The following is a 23,072-nucleotide window of genomic DNA, read 5'->3' as shown; positions in this document are numbered from 1 at the left end:
TCGTGCCTGCATCGGGAAGGGAAATCTCACCTCGATGATCAGGTCCGGTCGCCGGAACGCCGTCGTCGCACATTTCGACGCCACCCGTGCTCTTGCACCGCACACCCGGTACCTGCTGGACCGGATCGCGGACGTGTGTGATCGCATCGTCGTGGTCTCCACCAGCGGTATTGACAGGGACGGTCAGGCCTGGCTGGGCGCTCGTCCGCGCATCACCTTCACCACACGACCCAATGTCGGCTACGACTTCAAGAGCTTGCAGGTCGGATATCAGCTCCTCAATGATCCCGGTGGCGCGGACATCCTGTTCTGCAATGACAGTTTCATCGGCCCCTTCGTCTCCTTGGATAAGATATTCCGCACGATGGATCACCGCGCGGTCGACTTCTGGGGCATGACGAAGTCCTACGAGATCAAGACCCACGTGCAGTCGTACTTCATGGTTTTCAAGTCCCAGGTGTGCGGCAGCCCTGTGTTCCGCCACTTCTGGCAGGATTTCGGTACACCGGCGAACCGGGCGGAAGCCATCGAACAGGGCGAACTCCGGCTCACGGGACTGCTCGAAGAGGCAGGGTTCAGCAGTGGCGCGTACTACGAAGCCACCCCCGAGGAGATCGTTCTCGCGAACCGACGGCTCAGTTTCCTGCACTCACCCGAGCGAGAGGGCGAGGAGGCCGTGACGCGATGGTGGCGCGCGCACTCTTCTGCCCGAATCCGTTCGGACGAGCGCTTGTCGTTCAATCCGACGATCACACTCGCGGACGCCGCCCTGCACGGCAGCCTTCCCCTCCTCAAACTGGAGGCCATACGGCTCGATCCGGCGGAGTTGGGTGGCGCAGCGCTCGGCGCGGCTCTGGCGGACGTGTTCCCCCAGGCATTCGAAGGAGTCGACAAGTACATCGCGGACACCAATCACCTCTACCGTGGGCGGTACCGACCCAAAGGACTGCGCGACCGCCTACCCAAACTGTATGCGGACCTGCGCTACGCGTACTGATCTCCACATCCCTCAGTTGCCCCGGCGCGATCACGCTGCGCTGGTAGCATCACGCTCACTACCCGCCTGAACCTGGAGCACCTCACGTGTCACTCGACAGCCTGAACAACACCGGCATCAAGCAGATCGGTGATCCCGCCGCATTCGAAGCGGCCGAGAAGACCCTCATCGTGGTGGGACCCGCACGCGGAGGCACGTCGATGGTCGCCGGCACCCTGCACCACCTGGGGGTTTTCACCGGCCAAGGGTCGAACGCCCCGGTCTTCGAAGACACGCACCTGGCCAATGCCTTCGAGAACGGAACTGCGGCGGACGTCAAGAGGATCGCCGGTCAGTACGGTGAGCAGCACGACGTCTGGGCGTACAAGCGTCCGGGGATCATCGACAATTTCGGCAAGATCCATGACACCGTGCGTAACCCGATCTACCTGTTCATCTTCAAGGACATCTTCTCGATGGCCAACCGCAACAACATCTCCATGCAGTTGGACATCGTCAACGGCCTGGACATGGCACTGACGGGGTACAAGAAGATCACGGGCTTCATCCAGCGCCGCCGGCCCAATGGCCTGCTCCTGTCCTATGACCGCGTCTTGCAGAGCAAGGAGTCGTTCGTCGACGTCCTCACCCAGCTCGTGGCACCCACGACCGTGACCGACGAACAGCGTGCCGCGGCACTGGAGTTCATCGACCCGAACCCGCAGGAATACCTCAATGCTTCTAGAGTCACTCGAGGCGTCGGGAGCGTTGACGAAGCAGACAAGTATCACATCAAAGGGACGGCGCACTATCTCGCGGCTCCGAACCGAACTGTCATGGTCGAAATCTCAGTGAATGGAACACCAGTCGCGCGGGAAACCGCGAGTGGACACCAATTCTCCCACACATTCACTCAACCTCTCAACACCGGCGACATTATTTCGCTTCGACTCACGGATGACGTCGTTGCTTTCGCCGAACAAATCGAAATCGACTGATCCCTCCGCCCGACACCGCTTAGCGTACGGAGCCCGCACATGACAACTCCAGTTAACCAGCACCGCCGCCTCTTGCTTCACGTCGGCCAGCCTAAAACTGGCGCGAGTGCACTCCGATCGTGGTTCGTGTTCAATCGGAATAAGCTCCGCGAAGCTGACATCGATTACCCTGAACATCCCTCTGACGGAGCAACTCTCAAAGGTAAGGTAGTCAGCGGCAATGGTGTCGGACTTCACACATTGTTCTTGAGTGACGATATGTTGAATGCGCAGAATCGTGAACGAACAGACCTGAATGCATTCGTCGATTCTGTCGAATCCAGCCATTACGGCACAACTGTATATACGACCGAAGCGATGTGGAAAATCGACCCAGCTCAGCTTGAAAGCGTTCGAGACGCGCTGGGCACACGAGATATCAGAATAGAAATCGTCGCGTATGTGCGCGACACCGCGGGGCACGCGTTGTCACTTTACGGACAAGCAGTCAAGCGTCACAAGTTCACTCACGATTTCTCACATTTCATCGGTCGAACCATGAACAGCCCAGCATTCAATCAGCGCGTTGCGGAAAGCCTTTCCAGTTGGGTCGCAATCCTCGGTCGCGAAAACATACACGTCGTTCACTACGACACCCACCGAAAAGATGTAGTAACACCGCTGGCGAAGATCCTTGGTGCACACAGTGAAACCGAATGGGAACACGGGTCAGCCAAAGAGGTGAACCGATCGCTCACGCAAGTGGAGCTCCTCTTCATGCGCGAATTGAACAAAACAGTCAGCGACCGATCTCAACTTGCCAAGCTGTCCAACATTCTCATGGATATTCCCGCGTTCGGGCCGCGGGCCTCAGTGCTCAGTCAAACAGACGCCGACCACCTACGCGAAGCTTACCAACCGGAAGTCGATAAAGTGAATGACGAGTTCTTCCCGCAATCGCGAGCATATGACGTGATCGGCGGTACAAGAGTAGTCGACGGGAGTACTGACGCACCGGCCCTTGCACTCGCGCGCGGCACCTTATCGCGTGGCTGGCCGCTGCAACACCACATTTGGAGTGATCAAACATGAATAGTGCAGATCTCAATCCGGTCAAATTTCGAGTACCAACAGGTCGAAGCAATGTCACCGATATACCAGCTGAGCCCATCGAATTGACTGATGCAGTGCTCACTCATTTCAAGGTTTTCCACCCAGGGCAACCCGAAAATTGCCAAGGAGCAGTCTACACATCTGATCTCAAACTTGTCGAACAGTCTCTACGACGACGTGGGCCAAACCAAAAAAAGTTCGTTCCCAACGATCCCACAAGCTTGAATCCAATGAATGATGCCACAAGCCACATCCCCGGCTCTTGGTTGTACGGCGGCAATTGGATGAACCACTTCGGGCATTTTGTCATCGAGGCACTCCCAGCGATCGGCCACGTCAGGCATGACAAAGACGGCATACTTTGCCACCCCTTCATTTGGAAGGGCGAACCAAGTTCTTGGCAACGAGAACTCCTGCGCCTCGCAGGATGGGACAAGGCCACTCCAATTCGAATAGTAAGGGGCCCGGAAGGTAGCCGCGTCCGAGTCGAGCGCATGCACGTTGAGACACCCCCGGTCACTCTCGGACTAGTTGCTTCGCCTCGAGCGGTACGCTTATGGCAGGAGGTCGCAGAGCACGCCACTTCAGAAGCGTCGAACTACAGCAACTCCTATCCACTCGTCTATTTCTCGCGGACGGGCTTGAAGAATGATAATCGTTTCACTAGAAATGATCGCGTCCTTGAGGACAAAATGGCAGATCGTGGGTTTCACGTCGTTCATCCACAGGAACTCACTATAGTCCAGCAGATCTCACTGGCAGCCAATGCCGAGGTGATCGCGGGTATAGCAGGTTCCAACTTGCTCCTCACAGCGTTCTCCCCACCTAAAACTAAGATCATTGAGATCGGGAATCGAAGGAATCCGACCCAAGGCCAGCACATGCAGCGTGTGCTTTCAGCCGCAACCGGCCATCTCCACGCTTTCCTCCCATACTTCGGAAGTGCGAGAGCGAGAAACGTGGTTCCCACCTTGCGCCAGGTTGATCTACTGCTTAACTGAGGAGAGGGTAGCGGAGCTTCGATGATTACAGAAAGCGTGACTGTCGCCGGTCCCTCGCATGTGCGATGTATGCGACATCAACTATCAATTGGTAATGTGCTGCAATCCGTGCGCACGGTCAAATGGCTCGACTTACCCGGAACCGGCGACTGTCAACCTGTGTGGAGTCACCCCAAGGGATTGATCAACTGATTTTCTGTTTCCCTGCACCGTCGGGACCGACCCGACGATGCAGATTGATCCCGACCTCGGGCGCGGGCACCGCGACCCGGGGTCGGTCCCTGAACCGCTGCGGATGCTGCGCGTGATACGACGCCAACACCTCCCGCCGGGCCTGGCACAACGGCTCCCACGACCCGTCATGGACCTGGCCTGGCGTGAACCGGCCCAAAGCCGAATGATGATGACCCGTGTTGAACCACTCGACATAGACATCGACCCACGCCCGCGCCTTCTCGATCGACTCGAAGCTCCCCGGATACGACGGCCGATACTTCATCGTCCTAAACTCCGATTCCTTGAACGGATTGTCATTCGACTCACTGGGCCGGTTGAACGACATCGCCACACCCCGCCCGGCACACAACTCACCGAGCAGACTCCACCGCATCGCCTATCGCCGCATCCCGTGAGTACAATTAGCGCAGTAGCCAAACCCACTGCCCCTTTGACCGAGGGTTCGCGTTTCACCTGTCCTCCATGGGTCTTCTGGTGTGTCGAGAACACGTCAATTCAAATACGCGCGCAGCGCGGCGAACTGGTCACGCGGGACGAAGCCGGTCGACTTGAGCTTGGTGAGATCGAACCGGGAGTTCAATGGCCGCGGCGCGACGTCCTTGCCCGCAAAGTACTCCTCCGTCGTCACGTCCGAGACGCTTGCGGGATCGGCACCGGTGGCTTCGAAGACCCTCCGGGCGATCGTCGACCAGGCCGCGGGCTCACCGTCGTTCGAGACGTTGTAGATGCCGTAATCCGCCCCGGAGTCAAGCAGATGCAGCGCTGCGGCCGCGAGGTCTTCGGTAAAGGTCAGGCGTCCGACCTGGTCGGAAACGACAGATGGGTCGACGCCCTTTTCGGCGAGCATCTTCATGGTGAGGACGAAGTTCTTCCCCTCACCGATGACCCAGCTGGTACGGAGCAGGTAGTGCTGAGGATTGGCTACCAAGCCGAGTTCGCCGGCCGCCTTCGACTGGCCGTAGACACCGACGGGGCAGAGAGCGTCAGACTCGGAGTACTCCCCGTCATTCGTGCCATCGAACACGTAATCGGTCGAGACGTGCACGAGAGGAAGTCGATGTGCCGCGGTGATCTCGGCGAGTGCCCGGGTGCCGGTCGCATTCACGGCCCAGGCCTGCTGACGTCCCTCTGGGGTCTCGGCCTGATCGACGGCAGTGTACGCACCTGCATTCACGACTGCTCGGAACGAGTCCCATGGCAGGTCCGCCAGCGATGCGGGATCGGAGAGGTCGGCTTCGTCGCGGGTGAAGAACACTGCCTCTTCGTCGCTCAGCTTGGCCCTCAGTGCCTTCCCCAACTGACCGTTCGCACCGAGAACCGCGATCTTCTTGGCCGGGAACGGTGTCACGTCCTCCAGGTATGGGTGCTTCTTGTCCTTCTCGGACAGTTCGGCCTCGTCCAGGGAGATCGGCCAGTCGATCGCGGAGGTCGGATCCGCGAGGTTGAGGAACGTGTACTGCGACTGTGCCTCGGCCGACCAGTGGTCGTTCACCAAGTACACGTACGCCGTGTGGTCCTGGAGTGCTTGGTAGGAGTTGCCGACTCCGCGGGGGACGTAGATCGCCTTGCTCGCGTCGAGTCGGGTGGTGAACACGTTCCCGAAGGTCGGGCCTTCGCGCAGGTCGACCCAGGCTCCGAAGATCTCACCGGTGGCGATCGAGATGAACTTGTCCCAGGGCTCCGCGTGGATACCCCGGGTCGTTCCGGCCTCGATGTTGTAGGAGATGTTGTTCTGGACCGGGCCGAAGTCCGGCAGGCCCAGACCGGTCATCTTCTCCCGCTGCCAGTTCTCCTTGAACCACCCGCGGTTGTCCCCGTGGACGGGCAGGTCGAGGACCATCATCCCGGGGATCTGCTCGACCGGTGTCGCCTTCAGTTCCTTCGAGAACTCCATGTCTCAGTGCCCCTTCGCCGTGTACTTGGCCTCGGTCTCCGCCTTCGCGGACTTCCACCAGTCGGCATTGTCCGTGTACCACGCGATCGTGGCCTCCAGGCCGGACTCGAAGTCCTGATAGCGGGGCTCCCAGCCGAGCTCGGTGCGCAGTTTGGTCGAGTCGATCGCGTAACGGAGGTCGTGTCCAGCACGATCGTTCACGTGCTCGAAGTCCGATGGGTCCTTGCCCATCTTCTCCAGGATGAGCTCGACGACCTCACGGTTGTTCTTCTCGCCGTCCGCGCCGATGAGGTAGGTCTCCCCGATCTCGCCCTTTTCCAGGATCGTGAGGACTGCGGAGGAGTGATCGTCCGCGTGGATCCAGTCCCGCACGTTCTGTCCCGCGCCGTACAAACGTGGCTGGCGGCCCTCGAGGATCTCCGTGATCTGGCGCGGGATGAACTTCTCGACGTGCTGGAACGGCCCGTAGTTGTTCGAGCAGTTGCTGATCGTCGCCTGCAGACCGAAGGAGCGGACCCACGCCCGGACGAGCAGGTCGCTGCCCGCCTTCGTGGACGAGTAGGGGCTCGATGGTGCATAAGGCGTCGACTCCGTGAAGCGGTTGGGGTCGTCGAGTTCCAGGTCGCCGTAGACCTCGTCGGTCGAGATGTGGTGGAACCGCTTCTCGTGTCGGCGCGCTGCCTCGATCAGCGTGTACGTCCCGATGATGTTGGTGTCGAGGAACGGACGGGGGTCCTCCAGTGAGTTGTCGTTGTGGGACTCCGCCGCGTAGTGCACGATCGCGTCGACGGTGGGCACCAGGCTCTCCACCAACTCAGCATCTGCGATGTCCCCCTCCACCAGGGAGAACCGGGACTCGTCGAGCCCGACGAGGGACTCCTTGTTCCCGGCATAGGTCATCTTGTCGAGGACCGTGACCACGTAGTCGGTGTTCTCGAGGACGTAACGGACGAAGTTCGAACCGATGAAGCCGGCGCCGCCGGTAACCAGAAGTCGTTTCACGCCCTCTAACCTAACGGAGATCGGCGACTGATGTGTGATCCACACGGTGCCCGGGGTCCGGTACAGGCGCCCCGGACCTGGTGAGACCCCGCTCAGGACTTCAGGTACGGCGCCAGTTTGCCGATGAGACCGAGGTAGAACTTCTCCCGTCGCGCGGGCCCCACCGCGGCAGGGGTATCTTCGGTCACCGTGACCTTGTCGGACCCGATCCCCACGACATCCTCCCCCGCGAAGAACGTCCGGTTGATCCACTCGATGTCAGAGGAGAACCTCTCCGACAGAATCTCTTGATTCTGAGGTGTGATCCGGAGCTTTCGGTCGCCGAATTCTGGCATCGAGATAATTTCGTCACTCAACCTGGTCGCATCGCCACCGCGTTCGACATGCCGATTCAGGCGGCGCATTATATCGATCTCATCAGGAGTCAAAGAACGATTAATCCGAGATTTGGCTTCAGCGAATCCAGTAAAGTCATCAATCCCGAAGACAGTACGCAGGAAATGAGTGGTTATCCGCGAGCTGCTCGAATCATAGTGCAGTACATGGAGTTTTTCCGGACCAACAACATTCAAAAGGTGATCAATCTTCTTCCGCATGGGATGGCTGTACGCAGAACTCCCATTATTCGGGTTGACACGAATGAATGAATCGAAACTCTCCGTATACTTCGCACGCTTTACCCGCTGAGAATAAGCGCTGAGCGCGTGACCGACCACATTCCGAACGAATACTGCAATATGCAGCTCTGCTCCAGCTGCCGAAACAATGTCCTGCAGCTCACGGAATCTATTTTCCCCTGGCAAAAACCCCCAGAAGCCCTCACTCGACATCAACACTGACTCGGCGGGCGACTTCTCCAAAGGGTCTGCGAAAACTCTCGCACTCGGACGATCCTTTCCACGGAGCCCGCCCGCAGCCATTGTATACAGGTGGGCACCTATGCCATTTCCGCTGACCACGCCGCCTTTGAGTGCTTTGTCGTCATTATAGTGAGTGGGATAGTAAATACCAGATCTAGCGAGCCAATCGCGGTTACGCACGAAGGCAACCTGGAGTGCACTGGATCCTGTTTTCGGCATGCCGATGTGCAGCACGAGTCGGCTAGCTCCGCTCATTGAAACTCCTTTGGGATCGATCTTTCTATAAAATCTCTGACTTTCGCCAATGACGCACTATTCCCTAATCCTACCTGATCGCAGGCTGTCATCGGATCGCGCTGTCGGAGTCAAGGTGAAGCCACTGACCCCACCAGTAATCGACCAATCGCGTCCGCGCCACGTGCGGAGGCATGACCGTCGCCGTAGGGGTTCACCGCGTTCGCCATCGCGGCGTAGGCCTCCGTGTCGTCCATGAGTTGCCGGACTTCGTTCACGATCCGTTCCTCGTCCGTTCCGATGAGTTTCACCGTCCCGGCGTCCACGGCTTCCGGCCGTTCGGTGTTCTCCCGCAGGACGAGGACGGGCTTGCCCAGGCTGGGTGCCTCCTCCTGGATCCCGCCGGAGTCGGTCAGGACGATCCGTGCCCGGGCGATGAGGTGTGAGAACTCTCCGTAGCCCACGGGTTCGATAGCGATGACGTTCTCCAGGTCGTCGATGTACGGCCTGATCGTCTCCCTCACACGGGGGTTCTTGTGCGCGGGCCAGACCACCAGAAGTTCTGGATAGCTCGTCGCGATCCGCCGGATCGCGGCACCGATGTTCTCCATGTTCGGGCCCAGGTTCTCGCGCCGGTGTGTGGTGAGCAGGAGCATGGGGCGTTCGGACTCGACCAGGACGTCGAGCGCGGGGTCACTGAAACTCGCAGGTTGTTCCACCGCCCACTGGAGGGCGTCGACCACCGTATTGCCGGTGACGACGATGGTGTCCTCATCGACGCCGTCATGGAGAAGATTGGACTTCGACACCGCGGTCGGCGCCAGATGCAAGGACGCGATCTGGGAGACGAGCTTGCGGTTCGCCTCTTCCGGGAAGGGCGACCACAGGTCACCGCTCCGCAGACCGGCTTCCAGATGGACCACCGGAATCTCCCGGTTGAACGCGGCGATCCCTGCGGCCATGACCGTGGTGGTGTCTCCCTGGACCACGACAGCCGCAGGAGCGTGCTCCGCGTACACCGGATCCAGCGCCGCGATCACCCGCGCAGCCAACCCGTTGAGGGTCTGCCTGTGAGCCATGAGATCGAGGTCCACGTCCGGTTCGAGACCGAACACCTCGTTCACCTGATCCAGCATCTCCCTGTGCTGGGCCGTCGTGACGGTCACGACCCGGAAACGGGGGTCCGCGTGCAATGCCCTGATGAGTGGTGCCACCTTGATGGCCTCGGGACGGGTGCCGTAGACGACCATGACCGTGGGGGTGGAGGAGGTTGTGCTCACGTCCGGGAGTCTATCGGTATCAGTACATCTCCCACTGCGCTCCACCTCGCACTCCACGCATGGCGGCCACGATCCCTTCGATGCTGGGGATCGCCCCGTCCGGCACGGGACTGTCGAGCTCGACGTGCCCCCGCCGGACGATCGGTGGAGATGTCGGCCCCTCGGTGAGAAGCGGGATCCCGGGACCCGTCTTCTCGTTCAACCTGCGATCGATCGATTGGCGAGAGGCCGGATCCGCGGGCGGCGGGGCCAGACGCGGGTGGAGGACGTCGTTCGCCCGGGCCGACCACGTGAGGACTCGGGGGTGAAACCCGCGGTCGCGGAGGTTCCTGAGCATCCGAGACTCGGCCTCGATGCCCGACTCCGGGTCTCGGTGGTTCCCTCCGTGCAGTCCGGACATCCAGACGAGGTCCGGGCCGCCCTCCGGTGAACGGGGAACATTGCCGGCCTCGGGTTCGATTCGGACGTTGGCTTCGAGTCGGACCCGGCCTTCGTCCACCCGCTCCTGCACCACACGCAGCCAGTGGGAGGTCCCCGTGATCACCGTGGGCCGCCCGATGACCAAACGTGGCACCACCATGTGTGACTCCACGTCGTCCAGGTGCTCCCGCACCGGGCGGTCGGGGGCGTCGATGAGACGGCGGATCACCTCGTACCCCCATTCCGAGGGGTGCAACTGCGCGTCCTTGACCATCAACCGCGCGACCGGCGACCCGAGGACATCCTGCATGGACACCACGGAATCGCCGAACGCGGATTCGGCCTCAGCGAGGTTCCACACCGGGTGCCGGTACACCCCGTCCCGGGTGTACTTACCCAGGCGTCGGTTCTCGTCCTCGCGCCCGGCCAGACTCCAGAACAGGATCCGCAGACGGGGATTCGCCCGGACGATCTCGGAGAGGCGGTCCATGGAACGCTCGTACATCCGCCGGTCGTTCTCGTCGTTGATGAGAGAGCGCTCGATCCCCGCGTGCGAAGCCGGATCGTCCGGGTGTGTCAGTGACTTGTTACCGATCCTGAAATCGGGCACGAACAGTAGTCCGTCGTGTGGCTGGGTCAGGTAGTCCGCTGCCGCGAAATGCGCGTGCGTCAGACCGACCGCGCGTGCCGTGTGCCAGCGAACCGAACGACGTGGGGCCGGCGTCTGCCCGGTCTCGACCGCGAACCGGTAGTGCACGACATGGGATGGTCCTGCGACGACGAAGGGGGTTTCCACCGTCATCCGTCCTGCGCCTCCGAGGCCAGGTGGTCACGAATCTGCTCGACGACGCCTTCGTAATCCGAGTCGCGGTAGTGGTAGGGCTCCAGACCCCACTTGTGTTCCTCACTCATCCGTACCTGGTCGACCATCCGCCGGACGACGAGATCCGCGTACGGTGCAGCGACGTCGATGTACCGACGTACCAGCGCATTCATCCGACGCGACTCGCGTGCGAACTCCTCGACGACACTGGGAACACGCTCCAGCATCTCCGAAACGGCAGTCACCGGGGACTTCCCCATGGACAGTGCCCTTCGGAACCGGCCGGTCTGCCTCTGGGTCTGCCGGAGGACGGACCCACCCCAGGACACGACTCCCCGTCCGAGACCTTGACCGTCAAGGGCTTCAGCCCAGTCGAGATCGAGGAGGACGATCTCCATCCGGGGCTTCGCGAGCGCCCGGTTGCGACGCATGGTGCGTTCGAACCCTTCACGCCAGAGGTAGAAGTGTTCGTCCGTCCCGAACGGGATCAAGCGACCACCATGAGCGGGTGCCCACTGTTCCACGCCGATCCGGAACGCCTCGACCGAGTTCGTCAGATAGGTGCCATCGGGGAACCGCCACACGCCGCGCCGCTCATCGACGAGGTCGACGAGTAGGACAGCAGCCTTGGAGTCGAGGATCTGTTTTCCGGCATTGGCCATCCGGTCACCGGAGTACATCCGCGCCTGGAACCTCGACTCGAAGTCATCGGACGTGTAGCGTCCACGACCGACCGGTTCGAGGCGCACGATCGCCGACTGCCGTGCGACGTAGCGGGCAACCCGGGCTTCCGGCCAGAACTCACAGAGGTCACGACTGACGCAGGAGCCGTAGATCGCGACCGGGAGCTGTTCCATCGGCCCGTTCACCGCGTTTCCTCGTTCTCCTCAGGGGCCAGCGGCCAGGTCTTCCGTACGTTCGCGCCATCGACCAGGTCATGTCCCAGCGACACCGGAATGTCGGGTTCCGCCGGTTTGATGACCGGACGGGGCACCGAAGGGCTCTGCTGCGGCTCCGGACGGTACTGCTGTGGCGGAGCGACAGGTGCCGGTTGCGGGAAGACCGGAGGTCGGGGCGCCTCGGGAGCGCGGGGTGCCACGGGTGGCCCGTCCAGGTCCGGGGACTCGTCGCCGCCGATGAGGATGCCGCGGCTGGCCCGGATCGGCTGACCATCTGTCGGCGTGAGGCGCACTGGGAACTGGGCCTCGTCGCGCAGGTTGTCCGGGTCCCGGAAGTCCGCGGCCCACACGACGTCCTGAGCGGCCGTGTACGTCGGCGGCTCCGTGACCTCCACCTTCTCTCGCCGTGCACCCGCCGGGCGGGAGTGCCGCGGCGAGAACTCGGAGAGCGGCGAGGTCGTCATCACGTGGACGTTCTGTTCCTCGCCCTCCTCCATTGCTTCGCGCAGTAGCTTCTCGGCCACATCCGGCTTGCCCTGTGTGAGGTTCCACGACCACCAGCGGTACTTCTCCGCCACGTAGTCCGCTTCCCCGTCCATGACGGTCTCACCCTTGTGGAGCCAGATGACCCGGGTACACATTTTCTGGATCGCCTGGGCCGAGTGGTTGACCATCATGACGGTGCCGGCATTGGCCAGCAGGTCGTCCGTCGCGGCCTTCGACTTGTCCTCGAAGGTCGCGTCACCGGTGGCCAGGGCCTCGTCGATGAGGAGGATGGACGGCCGGGCGGCCACGGAGATCGCAAAGCGTAGACGCGCACCCATCCCGGAGGAGTAACCACCCATCGGACGGTAGATGTCCTTCCCGAGGGCCGACATCTCCACGACGTCTTGGAACATCACCGCGGCCTGCGCCGGGGAGAACCCCATGGCCAGAAGACCCAATCGCACGTTCTCCGCACCGGAAAGACCCGGCTGCAGCGCAGCATTGACGCCCAGGAGCGCCGGCTGCTTCCGTGCCAGGACCGTCCCGGAATCCGGGGTCTCTACACCGGCGATCAACCGCATGAGCGTCGACTTGCCGGAACCGTTCGACCCGACGACGCCGATGAACTCCTCTTCGCGAGCGACCAGGCTCACTCCCTTGAGCGCCTCCACGGTCACACGGGGGCGCGGCCGCACCATGTTCCCGAAGCGCGTCAATGCCGAAGGCTTCCTCCCCTCGGGCGTCTCTCGCAGCGCATTCACCGTATAGGTCATGCGGACGTCCTCGACGACAATCGTCGTGTCGTACGCCGCACGTCGCTGGGCCGCACGCTTCTCGGGGGAGGTCGGACGCGGCTTCGCCTTGGCCGGCGCCTTCTGTTCGGGCTTCGGCTGAGGCTTGGATTGTGCCTTCGGCTTCTGTGCCGGTTTCCTGCCCGCCGGTTTCTTGGCAGCAGGACCCTTGGGGGCGCCAGGGCCCTTTGCGGCTCCCGGTCGCTTGGCAGCTCCAGGACCCTTGCCCGGAGCTTTGGCACCCGGCTTCTTCGGGCCTTGCCCCTTGGCTGCCGGGCCCTTCGCGCCGGGGCCCTTGGCAGCAGGACCCTTGGCGTTCGGCCCCTTGGGAGCGGTGCCCTTGGCACCAGCCCCTTTCGCTGCCGGACCCTTCGCAGCCGGTCGCCCGGCGCCTCGGGGGCCCTGCCCTCGACCTGCGTTCGGGTTCTTCCGTGCTGCCGGTCCCGCGGGAGCCGGACCCTGCTTCGGGTTCTTCCCCACGTTCGGATTGGCGTTCGGCTCGTCCGCCTGGTTCTCAGTTCCGCTCACGGCCGTATTCCTCCTCACCGCGGTAGAAGTACAGGAAACCGAGGACCAGGAATCCCAGGCCCCACCCGGCGCCGAGCACCCATTCCCAGGCGGCACTGTCCACTCCGTAGAGCAGCGAGTTGCGGTTGATGTTGATGTAGATCCACATCGGGTTCAACTGCACGATGGACTGCCAGAACGGATCCTGGATGAACCGACTGAGCGGGAAGATGACCTCGGAACCGTACATCCAGAACCGCGTGATCACCATCATGAGGTTGCTGACGTCCGGGAGTTTGTGACCCAGCCTCGCCATGATGAATGCACAGCCGGACAGGAACGCGATCTGCATGAGCAGGGACGGGATGAGGAGGACGACCCTCCACGTCAGTTCCTCCGCGGGTGGAATAGCGATCACCAGGGCGATCATCGCCACGAAGGTGATGAAGAAGCTCAGGGTCTCCTTGACGATCAGCGAGATCGGCAGCGCCGCTCGGGGGAACGCGAAGGCCCGGATCATCGAGCGCCCACTGCTGATCACCTTGGTCGCTGAGGAAATCGTCCGCGTGGTGAAGAAGAAGTAGAAGAGCCCGACAATCAGGAATCCGATGAAATTCTCCACGCCCCGGGAGAGTTGGAGAATCACTCCGAAGATGAGGAAGTACATCAACCCCTGCATCACGGGGTTGAGCACCAACCAGGCATTGCCCATGAGGTTCTTCCGGTTGGCGGAGAACACCTTGGCAACCGACTCCGCCAGGATGAAGTGCCGCCGCCGCCACAGTTGCTTGAAGTACTCCTCCAGCGGGGGCCGCACGCCCACCGGCCGCAGCACCCACGACGGGACGGTGATCGAGGACTTCCAGGTGTCCGGATCCGTGTAACTCACCGAGCCACTGCTCCTTCCACACCCAACCGTCGGTACATGTCCGTGAACCCGCGGGCCACGGTCTCCCAGCGGCGCTCGGCCTGCACGTAGTCACGTCCGGCCCGCGCCATCGACCGCCGGAGGTCCGGATCGGCCGCCAGGCGCACGAGTTCGGGGGCGAGTCTAACCGCGTCGTCCGGGGGCACCGCGCAGAACGCTCCGGCCGGGAGCGCCTCCGTGAGCGCCGGCAGATCACTCACGACCACCGGCCGCCCCAGGCCCGCCGCCTCGACGGGCTTGATGGGCGTCACGAGGGCACACACCGGGTCGTCCCGGCGCGGCACCACGAACACGTCGAGCGCCGTCACCAGCTGCTGGGCCCACGCCTGCGGCACCCGCCCGGTAAAGACGACTGCCGTCTCCCCCGCTCCCGCATTACCCTGCACTTCTCCACCACCGAGCAGTCCCAGCTCCCGGGCCCGCTCCTTGAGGGTCGGCAGTTCCACACCGTCACCGACGATGAGCGCCCGTACGTCCTGCCCGTCCTGCCGGGCCAGAGCCACGGCGTCGAGCAGGGTGTCCAGACCTTCGTACCCGACGATGCTCGCCGCGGTCCCCACCCAGATGCCTGCGGTGGGCAGACCGTGATCGGCGCGGATCTCCGCGGTCGGCCGTTCCACCTGGGCCTGCAGGACGGAATCGCCCACGGCGTTCGGGGCGACGAGGATCCGGGTCCCGTCCACACCACGGCGTTCGAGTTCCGCGGCCATCGTGTAGCCCAGCGTCACCACGTGGTCGGCGGTCGTGGCGACGTCGATCTCCCGCTCACGGAACAGACGGAACCTCTCGCTCGCATGCGCCGCGGCCTTCTCCTCGGCACTCCCCCGGGACGAGGCCCAGGTCTCCTCGAGGACACCACGGACCTCGTAGACCCACGGGATGCCCAGGCGCCGCGCGGCCTCCCGGACCGCCAGGCCGTTGGTGAAGTGCGTGGTCGTGTGGAGGACCCGTGCCCCACTGGCCCGGCCCGCGGCCTCCAGGAAGTCTGTCTGGGCCTCCAACCGCTCGGCGAGTGTCCGGCCCTGGTTCCACGGCACGTCGCGGACATACGGCACACCCTCGACCACGTCCGTCTCCCGGGAGCCGAACCGGCCCACGGCCGTCGGATAGCCGGTGCGGGTGGTGCCGAGCACCCGGATCCCGTCCTGCCGGACGGCGCGCAGCACCGAATGGGTGCGCAGCGTGTATCCCGACTGCGTGTGCGGCAGGGAATTGGTGAGCGAGAACAGCACGTCCGTGGCGGGCACCTCCGGCACCACCGGGCGGGACCGCCGCGGGGTGGGAGTCCAACCCTCCTGCATGACCGTGCGTTCGGCCTCGAGACGGTGGCGGTAGGCGCCGGACGGCAGTTCGTCGATCGCGCCGGACATGTCGCCCAGGAACCAGTGGATCCGGGCCCGGAGACCGGCAGCGGCCGCCGAGTCCCCTGCCTGTGCGGCGAAGTCGAGCGCGACCCCACGCTGGCCCATGGCCAGCGCCAGCTCACCGAGCACCCGGGCCGAGAACCGACCGGCGCCACGGTCCACCGACGTGCTGACCGACTCCTTGGCCTGCGACTCCGCACCGGCCAGCCACTGGCCCGTCGCACGGACGGCCGGGTGGTCCAGGCGCTCACCGACGCAGGCGACGGCACGACCCACGGGCTGCACGTAGCGGGCCGGCGCCCGGCGGGCCACCTGCATCCCGAAGAAGACCGGGTCCCCGGCCACGTGATCGGCCACCGTCCGCACGAGCGTGACGGCCTGGCGGAGGACGAATCCGACGCTCATGCGCGGGCTCCGCTCGTCCTGCCCGGGCCGACCGAGCGGGAACCCACCACACCCGTGAGGACGTCCAGGTACGTGTCGACGGCGGTCTGCGGGGCCGCGTGGGTACGGACCCAGTCGAGGGCCTCGGGGCTCTGGGTCACGGGCAGCGTGCCCTCCTTCATCGAGCGGATCATGTCGGTGAGGCCCCGGTCGTCACCGGGCGCCACGACGTGGCCGGCACCCGTGTCGGTGACGACACGGGAGGCCTCGCCGGCGAGAACCCCGGTGATGTGCACACCCTTGGCCATGAGTGGGTAGAGCTTGGACGGCAGGGTGTACTCGAAGGCGGGCACGGCGTCCAGGCTCACGACCCCGGAGTGCGCCCAGGCCCACAGGTCGTCGAGCTCCTGCCCCACGGTCTGGGTCCGGAAGGTGATGCGCGGGAACCCGGCGACCTGCGCCTCCAGACCGGGCTTGGCGGCACCGCCCCCCACAATCGCCAGTTCCACACCGTCCACGGCCTTGACCGCCTCGACGATCCGGTGGAGTCCCTGGGACCGGCCAACGGTGCCGACGTAGAGCAGCCGCAGCGGTCCCTCCCCCGGCGTGTAGGTGGGCCGCCAGTGGACGGCGGACTCGTCGACCGCGGCGGTCGCCCGCACACAGTGGACGTTCGTGACCCCGCGTTCCCGCAGTCGGGTGGCGAAACCCTCGGTGGTGACGACGACGGCATCGGCACGCTTCTGGGCGGCGGTGAAGAGACCGGGCACCCAGTCGCGTTCGGCCCTGTCGGTGAGCGCCTTCGGCAGGGCACCCTTCGTGGCGGATGCGACCAGGTGGGAATCGGCCACGAGGTCCGGCCAGGCGTCCCGGATCTCCGCGACGTGCGGGACGCCGAGCGCCCGGGCCGCCGCCTCGCCGGCGAAGATCATGGGCAGACCCGGCGTCGTCGAGACGACGACGTCCGGCGGGTCGTGGCGCATGTGGGCGGCGACGAGCGCACCGGCCGCCGCGGACACCACCTGACTGGCCATCTGCCGGACCATCGAGGCCGAGGAGTACAGGTACGGCAAGCGGAGGACGCGTTCCCCGTGCTCGCCGTCCTGCCACCGCAGACGTTCGACCACGGCCAGGCCCAGCTCCGCGGACCGACCGTGCGGGTAGTGCGGAACGGGCGCGGCGACCGCCACCTGGTGGCCGGCCGCCGTGAGACCCTCGACGAGTTCGCGCCATCGCCGCTGCGGAGCGCCGATCTCCGGGGCGTAGTAGTGGGTGAGCAGCAGGATCCTCATGCGGGTTCCGCCTCGCTGTGACCACCCGCACGGCGGACGCGGGCGCGGACCATGTCGGGGCCGAAGGTGTAGGCCAACAGGACCAGGAGCCAGACGGCGACGGCCAGGAACTCCCAGGCCCAGCGCTCGGAGAACACGGCCGGGATCGTCACGAGGCAGCACAGCAGGGTGGCCAGGCCGTGCCCGGTGGCGACGGATTCGTGCGCGGCACCGGCCTGGTGCATGCGCTGGTACAGGTGGTCCTTGTGCGCCTGGAAGATGTTCTCCCCGGCGAGCATGCGGACGATCAGGGTGCGGACGACGTCGTAGCCGGGGACGACGATCGGGGCGAGGACCGCGACGACCGGGGCACCCTCGACCCAGGCCAGCCACGCGAGCGCCACCGCCGCACCACCGAGCGCGTAACTGCCCACGTCACCGAGGAAGGCCTGGGCGGGGTTCGTGTTGAACGGGATGAAGCCGCTGGCGGCCGCCCCCAGGGCCACACCCGCGATCGCGAGGGTGTGGGTGTCGGTGAGGACCGCCATGAAACCCAGCCACAGGCCGGCGACGACCGCCCACCCGGAGATGAGCGTGTTGAGCCCGTCCATGAAGTTCACCGCGTTGACGACGAAGACGACGCTCACCACGATGACGGCTCCGGCCCACAGGCCCACGTCGAGGACGATCATGACGCCCGCGGCGAAGACCATGCCCCCGGCCACCTGCGCGAGCAGGCGGGTCGAGGCCGAGAGCGAATCCAGGTCGTCCACGAACCCGATGACCCCGAAGGCCAGTGCCATGAGCACGACCGTCGTTCCCGGGGCGTTGAAATTGAGGTTGTCCCACGCGTTCGTGCCGTGGAGGAAGAAGCCGTCCAGGCCGATCGCCACGACCGAGGCGAACACGAAGCCCATGATCACCGCGATCCCACCGCCCCGGACCACCGGGCTGGTGTGCGAGGACCGGGCGTTCGGCCGGTCGATGACGCCCCGGCCGCGCAGCAGCGGCAGGACCAGGAACCGGCAGGCCACCCAGGTGCCGCCGGATCCGAGGACGGCGGCCAGGAGGAGCCAGCCGATCACGCGGTCCGCCCCTGGCTCTCCAGGTCGCTCACGACCGACAGGGCGGTCTTCGAGCGGACGACCGCCGCGAGTTCGGCCCGCAGTTCGTCATTGCGGGTGTGCCCGGCGGTCCGGGCCGCGGCCACCAGGCTACGCACCCGGTCGACGTCGACGGGGCTGATGGGCACCTGCGTGATGGACGGGTGGTGGGGACGGACGTCGACCTCACCGGCGGCCAGGCGGGACTCCTCCATCTTCTCGCCCTCGCGCAGACCGGTGTAGACGATGTCCAGGTCCTTCTTGCCCGACAGCGCGATCACGCGGCGGGCCAGGTCCTCGATGAGCACCTGCTCACCCATGTCGAGGACGAGGGTCTCACCGGCCTGCCCGATGGCGCCGGCCTGGAGGACGAGCTGGCACGCCTCGGCCGCGGACATGAAGTACCGGCGCACGCCGGGGGCGGTGACGGTGAGCGGACCGCCGGCGGCCGCCTGCGCGACGAAGGTGCCGAGCACCGAGCCGCGGGAGCCGAGCACGTTGCCGAACCGCACCGACATGAAGTCGAGCCCGTGCATGGCCGCCTGCGCCGCCACCACGCGCTCGGTCAGGTACTTCGAGGCGCCCAGCGTGCTCGTGGGGTCCGCCGCCTTGTCCGTGGAGATGTGGACGAACTGCTCGACACGCACCGCGGCGGCCGCCTCGATGAGGTCGAGGCTGCCTCCCACGTTCGTCATGATCGCCTCGTCCGGGAACCGTTCGAGGAAGGTGAGGTGCTTGAGTGCGGCCGTGTGGAACACGATGTCCGGCCGGGTCTTCTCGAACAGGGTGCGGACGAACCGGGCGTCACGGATGTCACCGAGCACCAGGTCGTCGCTCGTGAGCATCGCCTGGCCCTCGAGGACCAGCTGCGTGGAGTGCAGACCGGACTCGTCGCGGTCGGTCATGACGAGCCGGCCAGGGTCGTACTTGGCGATCTGCGCGCACAGGTATGAGCCGATCGAGCCGCCGGCCCCCGTGACGAGCACCGTCCTGCCGCGCAGGTAGTCGGCGATCGCCTCGACGTCGGTATCGATCGGCTGCCGCCCGATGAGGTCGTTGAGCTCGACGTTGCGGAACCCCGCCGGGCGCAAGGCGACCGAGGTGCCCGCTCCCCCGGCACCTCCCGCGCCGACCTCCCGCTGGCGGGCGTCCTGCGCGTCGATGTCCGGCAGCAGTTTGACGTCGAGCTTGCGTTCGGCCGCGGTCTCGACGATCTCCTGGATCTTCTTCGAGTCGATCGACCGGATGGCGATGATGACGGTCTCCGCGCCCGTGCGCTCGGCCACGCGGCACATCTGGTCGAGCGTGCCCATGACGCGCACGCCCTCGACGCGCAGCAGGCGCTTGCCCGGGTCGTCGTCGAGGAATCCGACGGCCGCGAACTCCTCGCGCGGGTCCTCGCTGATCATCTTGAAGGCCGTCATGCCGTGGTGACCGGCACCGATGATGAGGGCCCGCCGGGCGGTGCCGGAACGTTGGCGCATGCGGTGGCGACCGGTGGTGACGAACCAGCCGATCGCCATGATGACGACGAGGGCGAGCGCACCCGCGGAGACCGGCACGGAGGCCGGCACCAGACGGGGGTTCCCGGCCACGGCATTGCCCAGGTACATGACACCGGCGCTGATCGCGACGATCGCCCCGGTCCCGAAGAGCTCGTCCGCACTCGCCCGCCGGTACCGGCCCTGCGCGTACAGCCAGGTGCCGAGGACGAGGAAGGACAGGAACGCGATGAGCGAACAGATGAGGATGCCCGCATGGTTGGGCACGGCCACCGCGAAGTCGTAGCGGGCCAGGGACACGCCCCACACACAGGCGGCGAAGACCAGACCGTCACGGACGGCGCGGAGGATCGCGTCGACGGTGGACCGGCGCGCACGGCGGCCCCCACGCGCACGCGGGGTCGCGGAACCGGCGGCGACGGTGCCGTCGGATCCGGGATCCGCGGGACGGTCGGCGGGGGAAGATGCGCTCGGTTTCAGGGTGATCCTCGGATTTCCTTGTCCGTGCCCCGGCTACTCCCAGGGGTTCAACAGTGGTCCTCTAGGGTAGAAGTATAGGGAGCATGTCGAAACGGGCGTGTTTCATCACATCCTCAGCCTGTACTCGACCCGTGCGGACACGGTATCGGACGGCGTACAAGGCGGGTTGTCGGTCGACGTGGAGGTAACCGTGGCACCCGAGTTCCGGATCCCGACAGAAGCGGTGAAGAAGGTGGCCGGCGACGCCCGTACCGCCCTGTGGCACCTCCGCCAGGGCGGACCCACCCAGCTCAAGGAGTGGCTGCGTCGGCAGCGCGCCGGTGTGGGTGGACTGCGGTTCGGTCACTCCGACGACCCGGCCGAACGCTTCCCCGCCCTCACCGGCGACGACCGCGCACCCGTGTTCGGAACGCTCCGCGTCGGCACGATCCTCGACGAGTTCTCCGCCAGTTCCTTCCGCTACGAGTGGGACTGCGTCGGGCTGGAACGCAAACGCGCCTCGGGAGCGGATCTGGTGGGGCCCGACGCCTTCCGGCCCCAGGTCGAAGGACTCGACATGGTGTTCGTCGAGTCCGCCTGGAACGGCAACGACGGGGCGTGGCAGTACCAGCTCACCGGCACGAACGGCGTCAAGCAGCCCTTCAAGGACCTCATGGCCGCCTGCCGGGAGGCGGGCGTGCCGACGGTGTTCTGGAACAAGGAGGACCCGCCGCACTTCGAGGACTTCCTCGAGGCCGCCGCCCTCTTCGACGTCGTGTTCACCTCCGACGAGCGCCTGGTGCCCGAGTACCGGGACCGGCTGGGCCACGACCGGGTGGGCGTGCTCGGGTTCGCCGCCCAGCCGGCCATCCACAACCCCGCGCGGCCCGACCACGGGTTCCAGGAGTACGGGATCGCGTTCGCCGGCATGTACTTCGCGCACAAGTACCCGGAACGCCGCGAGCAGATGGACTGGCTGCTGGGGGCCGCCCTCGACGCCGAGGAGAAGAGTGGCGAGGATTTCGCGATCTTCTCCCGGCAGCTGGGCGGCGACGAGCGCTACCAGTTCCCCGGTGAGCTGGGCGAACACGTGGTCGGGTCCCTGCCGTACCCGCACATGCTGAGCGCCTACAAGGGGTACAAGGCGTTCCTCAACGTCAACTCCGTCGTCGACTCGCCGAGCATGTGCGCCCGCCGGATCTTCGAGATCACCGCCTCAGGCACGCCCGTCGTCACGGCGCCGTCGGCGGCGACCCGCGCCTTCTTCCCCGCCGACGAGGTGTTCCAACCCTCCGACCGCGCCGAGGCCACCGACGTCCTCCGGGCCCTCGTGAGCAGCCCGGAACTGCGCGACCGGGCCGTGCACCTGGCACAGCGGCGGATCTGGGACGCACACACCTACACCCACCGCGCGATGACCGTCATGGACGCGGCGGGAGTGGAGTACGAGGTGCCGTTCGTCGGTGCCGGTGGTTCCGACCGCGCGGGTGGTGCCACCGGAGCGGGTGGTGCCCGGGGGGAGGGCGCCTCGGCGGCGGGGAGTGCCGGCTCTGCCGGTGGGGTGTCGGTGCTCGTGTCGACCAACCGGCCCGAGCAGCTCGACCACGTGTTCCGGTCGGTGGGGCGGCAGTGCCTGCCCGACGTGCAGCTCTCGCTCGTCACGCACGGGTTCTCCCTGTCCTCGGGGGCGGTGGCGGACTTGGCCGGGAAGCACGGGGTGCAGAACTACGTGCACCGGACGGTCGGCGCGGACCGGTCGCTCGGCGAGTGCCTCAACGCCGCGATCGAGGCCGCCGACGGCGCGGTCATGTCCAAGATGGACGACGACGACCTCTACGGCGAGCACTACCTGTCCGACCTCGTCGCGGCCCTGCGGTACTCCGGCGCGGACCTGGTGGGCAAGCAGGCGCACTACGTCCACCTGGAGTCCAACGGCGCCACCGTGCTGCGGTTCGGGTGGCGGGAGCACCGGTACACGGACCTCGTCATGGGACCGACGTTGACGGCGCCGGCTGCCGTGTTCCGGGACCTCGGGTTCGCCGATCGCACCCAGGGCGAGGACACCGACCTGCAGCGGCGGCTGGTGGACGGCGGCGGGCGGATCTACGCGGCCGACCGGTTCAACTTCGTGCAGATGCGCTCGGCCCGGGCCGGGCACCACCACACCTGGGACGTCGCCGACACCCACGTGATGGCCGGCGCCACGGTGCACGCCTACGGCCCGCTGAGCGTCGACGGAGGCATCACCGGCCGCGGGACGAGCAGTCACTACTTCTTCTGAGGGATTGGCGGACTCCAGGGCGCGGCCGGCGAGTGGCTGTGCTGCCTCCGGCCGCGGGGGCGCCTCGGCAGCGGGGGCGCCTGGGCGGCGGGATTCGCGGTTCGAGAGCGAGGTGAGTGGCGGTCCGGGAGGGGAAAGTGCCACTGAGCTCGCACTCGACGGCGGCGGGAGGAGGAGACCGGTCCGTGTCGTATGAGAAACTGCCCTGCGGACGTCACGGGGCGATTGCGGCCCGGGTGGCGCGTCGACGAAAGGTTCTTGGAGCATGACCCCCTCGAAA

The 23,072-nt window shown here is 65.3% G+C and carries 18 protein-coding genes; 5 read left to right on the top strand and 13 right to left on the bottom strand.

The genetic code is table 11. The annotated features are described in order from the left end of the window. The first annotated feature begins 34 nt into the window (after positions 1 to 34). From AAD496_RS13635 to AAD496_RS13620, 4 genes are all read left to right on the top strand, one after another. The gene (locus tag AAD496_RS13635; protein ID WP_349829374.1) at positions 35 to 997 is read left to right on the top strand and encodes a rhamnan synthesis F family protein; all 963 of its coding nucleotides are present in this window, start codon (positions 35 to 37) and stop codon (positions 995 to 997) included. Between the two features lie 86 nt (positions 998 to 1,083). Further along, complete coding sequence (locus AAD496_RS13630; RefSeq protein ID WP_349829373.1) at positions 1,084 to 1,974, top strand: hypothetical protein; 891 nt, start codon at positions 1,084 to 1,086, stop codon at positions 1,972 to 1,974. Positions 1,975 to 2,013: 39 nt separating this feature from the next. Next, complete coding sequence (locus tag AAD496_RS13625) at positions 2,014 to 3,045, top strand: hypothetical protein (protein WP_349829372.1); 1,032 nt, start codon at positions 2,014 to 2,016, stop codon at positions 3,043 to 3,045. Continuing rightward, positions 3,042 to 4,067, top strand: a complete 1,026-nt coding sequence (locus tag AAD496_RS13620; RefSeq protein ID WP_349829370.1) for a glycosyltransferase family 61 protein — start codon at positions 3,042 to 3,044, stop codon at positions 4,065 to 4,067. The genes AAD496_RS13625 and AAD496_RS13620 overlap by 4 nt, the downstream gene beginning before the upstream one ends. Positions 4,068 to 4,251: 184 nt before the next feature. Here AAD496_RS13620 and AAD496_RS13615 read toward each other — a convergent pair whose 3' ends face one another. The 13 genes from AAD496_RS13615 to AAD496_RS13555 form a co-directional block, all read right to left on the bottom strand. After that, positions 4,252 to 4,629, bottom strand: coding sequence for an integrase core domain-containing protein (locus AAD496_RS13615; protein WP_349829369.1), 378 nt, complete (start codon positions 4,627 to 4,629; stop codon positions 4,252 to 4,254). Positions 4,630 to 4,794: 165 nt separating this feature from the next. After that, positions 4,795 to 6,198 (bottom strand): sugar nucleotide-binding protein, encoded by a 1,404-nt coding sequence (locus AAD496_RS13610; protein ID WP_349829368.1) that lies wholly within the window; start codon positions 6,196 to 6,198, stop codon positions 4,795 to 4,797. A gap of 3 nt (positions 6,199 to 6,201) precedes the next feature. Next, on the bottom strand, positions 6,202 to 7,200 hold the full coding sequence (rfbB, locus tag AAD496_RS13605) for a dTDP-glucose 4,6-dehydratase (protein WP_349829367.1): 999 nt from the start codon (positions 7,198 to 7,200) through the stop codon (positions 6,202 to 6,204). 92 nt (positions 7,201 to 7,292) lie between these two features. Beyond that, complete coding sequence (locus tag AAD496_RS13600) at positions 7,293 to 8,315, bottom strand: hypothetical protein (protein ID WP_349829365.1); 1,023 nt, start codon at positions 8,313 to 8,315, stop codon at positions 7,293 to 7,295. Positions 8,316 to 8,425: 110 nt separating this feature from the next. Continuing rightward, complete coding sequence (gene wecB, locus AAD496_RS13595) at positions 8,426 to 9,544, bottom strand: non-hydrolyzing UDP-N-acetylglucosamine 2-epimerase (RefSeq protein ID WP_349829387.1); 1,119 nt, start codon at positions 9,542 to 9,544, stop codon at positions 8,426 to 8,428. A 49-nt stretch (positions 9,545 to 9,593) separates the two neighbouring features. Further along, a complete protein-coding gene (locus AAD496_RS13590; protein ID WP_349829364.1) occupies positions 9,594 to 10,604 on the bottom strand; it encodes a hypothetical protein in 1,011 nt (336 codons plus the stop codon). 188 nt (positions 10,605 to 10,792) lie between these two features. Next, positions 10,793 to 11,674 carry a DUF6270 domain-containing protein gene (locus tag AAD496_RS13585; protein ID WP_349829363.1) on the bottom strand — a complete coding sequence of 294 codons (882 nt, stop codon included), beginning with the start codon at positions 11,672 to 11,674 and terminating at the stop codon, positions 10,793 to 10,795. A gap of 8 nt (positions 11,675 to 11,682) precedes the next feature. Beyond that, positions 11,683 to 13,521: an ABC transporter ATP-binding protein gene (locus AAD496_RS13580; RefSeq protein ID WP_349829362.1), complete on the bottom strand. Its 1,839-nt coding sequence runs from the start codon at positions 13,519 to 13,521 to the stop codon at positions 11,683 to 11,685. Beyond that, a complete protein-coding gene (locus AAD496_RS13575) occupies positions 13,508 to 14,389 on the bottom strand; it encodes an ABC transporter permease (protein WP_349829361.1) in 882 nt (293 codons plus the stop codon). Before AAD496_RS13575 ends, AAD496_RS13580 begins: the two co-directional genes overlap by 14 nt. Continuing rightward, entirely contained in the window at positions 14,386 to 16,197 is a 1,812-nt protein-coding gene (locus AAD496_RS13570; RefSeq protein ID WP_349829360.1) for a glycosyltransferase, read from the bottom strand. The genes AAD496_RS13575 and AAD496_RS13570 overlap by 4 nt, the downstream gene beginning before the upstream one ends. After that, positions 16,194 to 17,468: a glycosyltransferase family 4 protein gene (locus AAD496_RS13565; protein ID WP_349829358.1), complete on the bottom strand. Its 1,275-nt coding sequence runs from the start codon at positions 17,466 to 17,468 to the stop codon at positions 16,194 to 16,196. The genes AAD496_RS13570 and AAD496_RS13565 overlap by 4 nt, the downstream gene beginning before the upstream one ends. Continuing rightward, the gene (locus tag AAD496_RS13560) at positions 17,465 to 18,532 is read right to left on the bottom strand and encodes an MraY family glycosyltransferase (protein ID WP_349829357.1); all 1,068 of its coding nucleotides are present in this window, start codon (positions 18,530 to 18,532) and stop codon (positions 17,465 to 17,467) included. The genes AAD496_RS13565 and AAD496_RS13560 overlap by 4 nt, the downstream gene beginning before the upstream one ends. Beyond that, complete coding sequence (locus AAD496_RS13555) at positions 18,529 to 20,352, bottom strand: polysaccharide biosynthesis protein (RefSeq protein WP_349829356.1); 1,824 nt, start codon at positions 20,350 to 20,352, stop codon at positions 18,529 to 18,531. Before AAD496_RS13555 ends, AAD496_RS13560 begins: the two co-directional genes overlap by 4 nt. 370 nt (positions 20,353 to 20,722) lie before the next feature. Here AAD496_RS13555 and AAD496_RS13550 point away from each other — a divergent pair, with 370 nt between their 5' ends. Further along, positions 20,723 to 22,792: a glycosyltransferase family protein gene (locus tag AAD496_RS13550; RefSeq protein ID WP_349829355.1), complete on the top strand. Its 2,070-nt coding sequence runs from the start codon at positions 20,723 to 20,725 to the stop codon at positions 22,790 to 22,792. The last annotated feature ends 280 nt before the right edge of the window (positions 22,793 to 23,072 follow it).

Source organism: Brevibacterium litoralis, assembly GCF_040212315.1.
GTDB classification, from domain to species: Bacteria; Actinomycetota; Actinomycetes; order Actinomycetales; family Brevibacteriaceae; genus Brevibacterium; species Brevibacterium litoralis.
The sequence above is the reverse complement of the archived record's forward strand: the minus strand, read 5'-3'. Positions and strand labels throughout refer to the sequence as shown.

What these genes read in the sequence shown, in the direction of transcription:
- AAD496_RS13635 (WP_349829374.1), top strand. Translation starts at nt 35, where the DNA reads ATGATCAGGTCCGGTCGCCGGAACGCCGTCGTCGCACATTTCGACGCC.
- AAD496_RS13625 (WP_349829372.1), top strand. Translation starts at nt 2,014, where the DNA reads ATGACAACTCCAGTTAACCAGCACCGCCGCCTCTTGCTTCACGTCGGC.
- AAD496_RS13620 (WP_349829370.1), top strand. Translation starts at nt 3,042, where the DNA reads ATGAATAGTGCAGATCTCAATCCGGTCAAATTTCGAGTACCAACAGGT.
- AAD496_RS13615 (WP_349829369.1), bottom strand. Translation starts at nt 4,629, where the DNA reads ATGTCGTTCAACCGGCCCAGTGAGTCGAATGACAATCCGTTCAAGGAA.
- AAD496_RS13610 (WP_349829368.1), bottom strand. Translation starts at nt 6,198, where the DNA reads ATGGAGTTCTCGAAGGAACTGAAGGCGACACCGGTCGAGCAGATCCCC.
- AAD496_RS13600 (WP_349829365.1), bottom strand. Translation starts at nt 8,315, where the DNA reads ATGAGCGGAGCTAGCCGACTCGTGCTGCACATCGGCATGCCGAAAACA.
- wecB (WP_349829387.1), bottom strand. Translation starts at nt 9,544, where the DNA reads ATGGTCGTCTACGGCACCCGTCCCGAGGCCATCAAGGTGGCACCACTC.
- AAD496_RS13585 (WP_349829363.1), bottom strand. Translation starts at nt 11,674, where the DNA reads ATGGAACAGCTCCCGGTCGCGATCTACGGCTCCTGCGTCAGTCGTGAC.
- AAD496_RS13570 (WP_349829360.1), bottom strand. Translation starts at nt 16,197, where the DNA reads ATGAGCGTCGGATTCGTCCTCCGCCAGGCCGTCACGCTCGTGCGGACG.
- AAD496_RS13565 (WP_349829358.1), bottom strand. Translation starts at nt 17,468, where the DNA reads ATGAGGATCCTGCTGCTCACCCACTACTACGCCCCGGAGATCGGCGCT.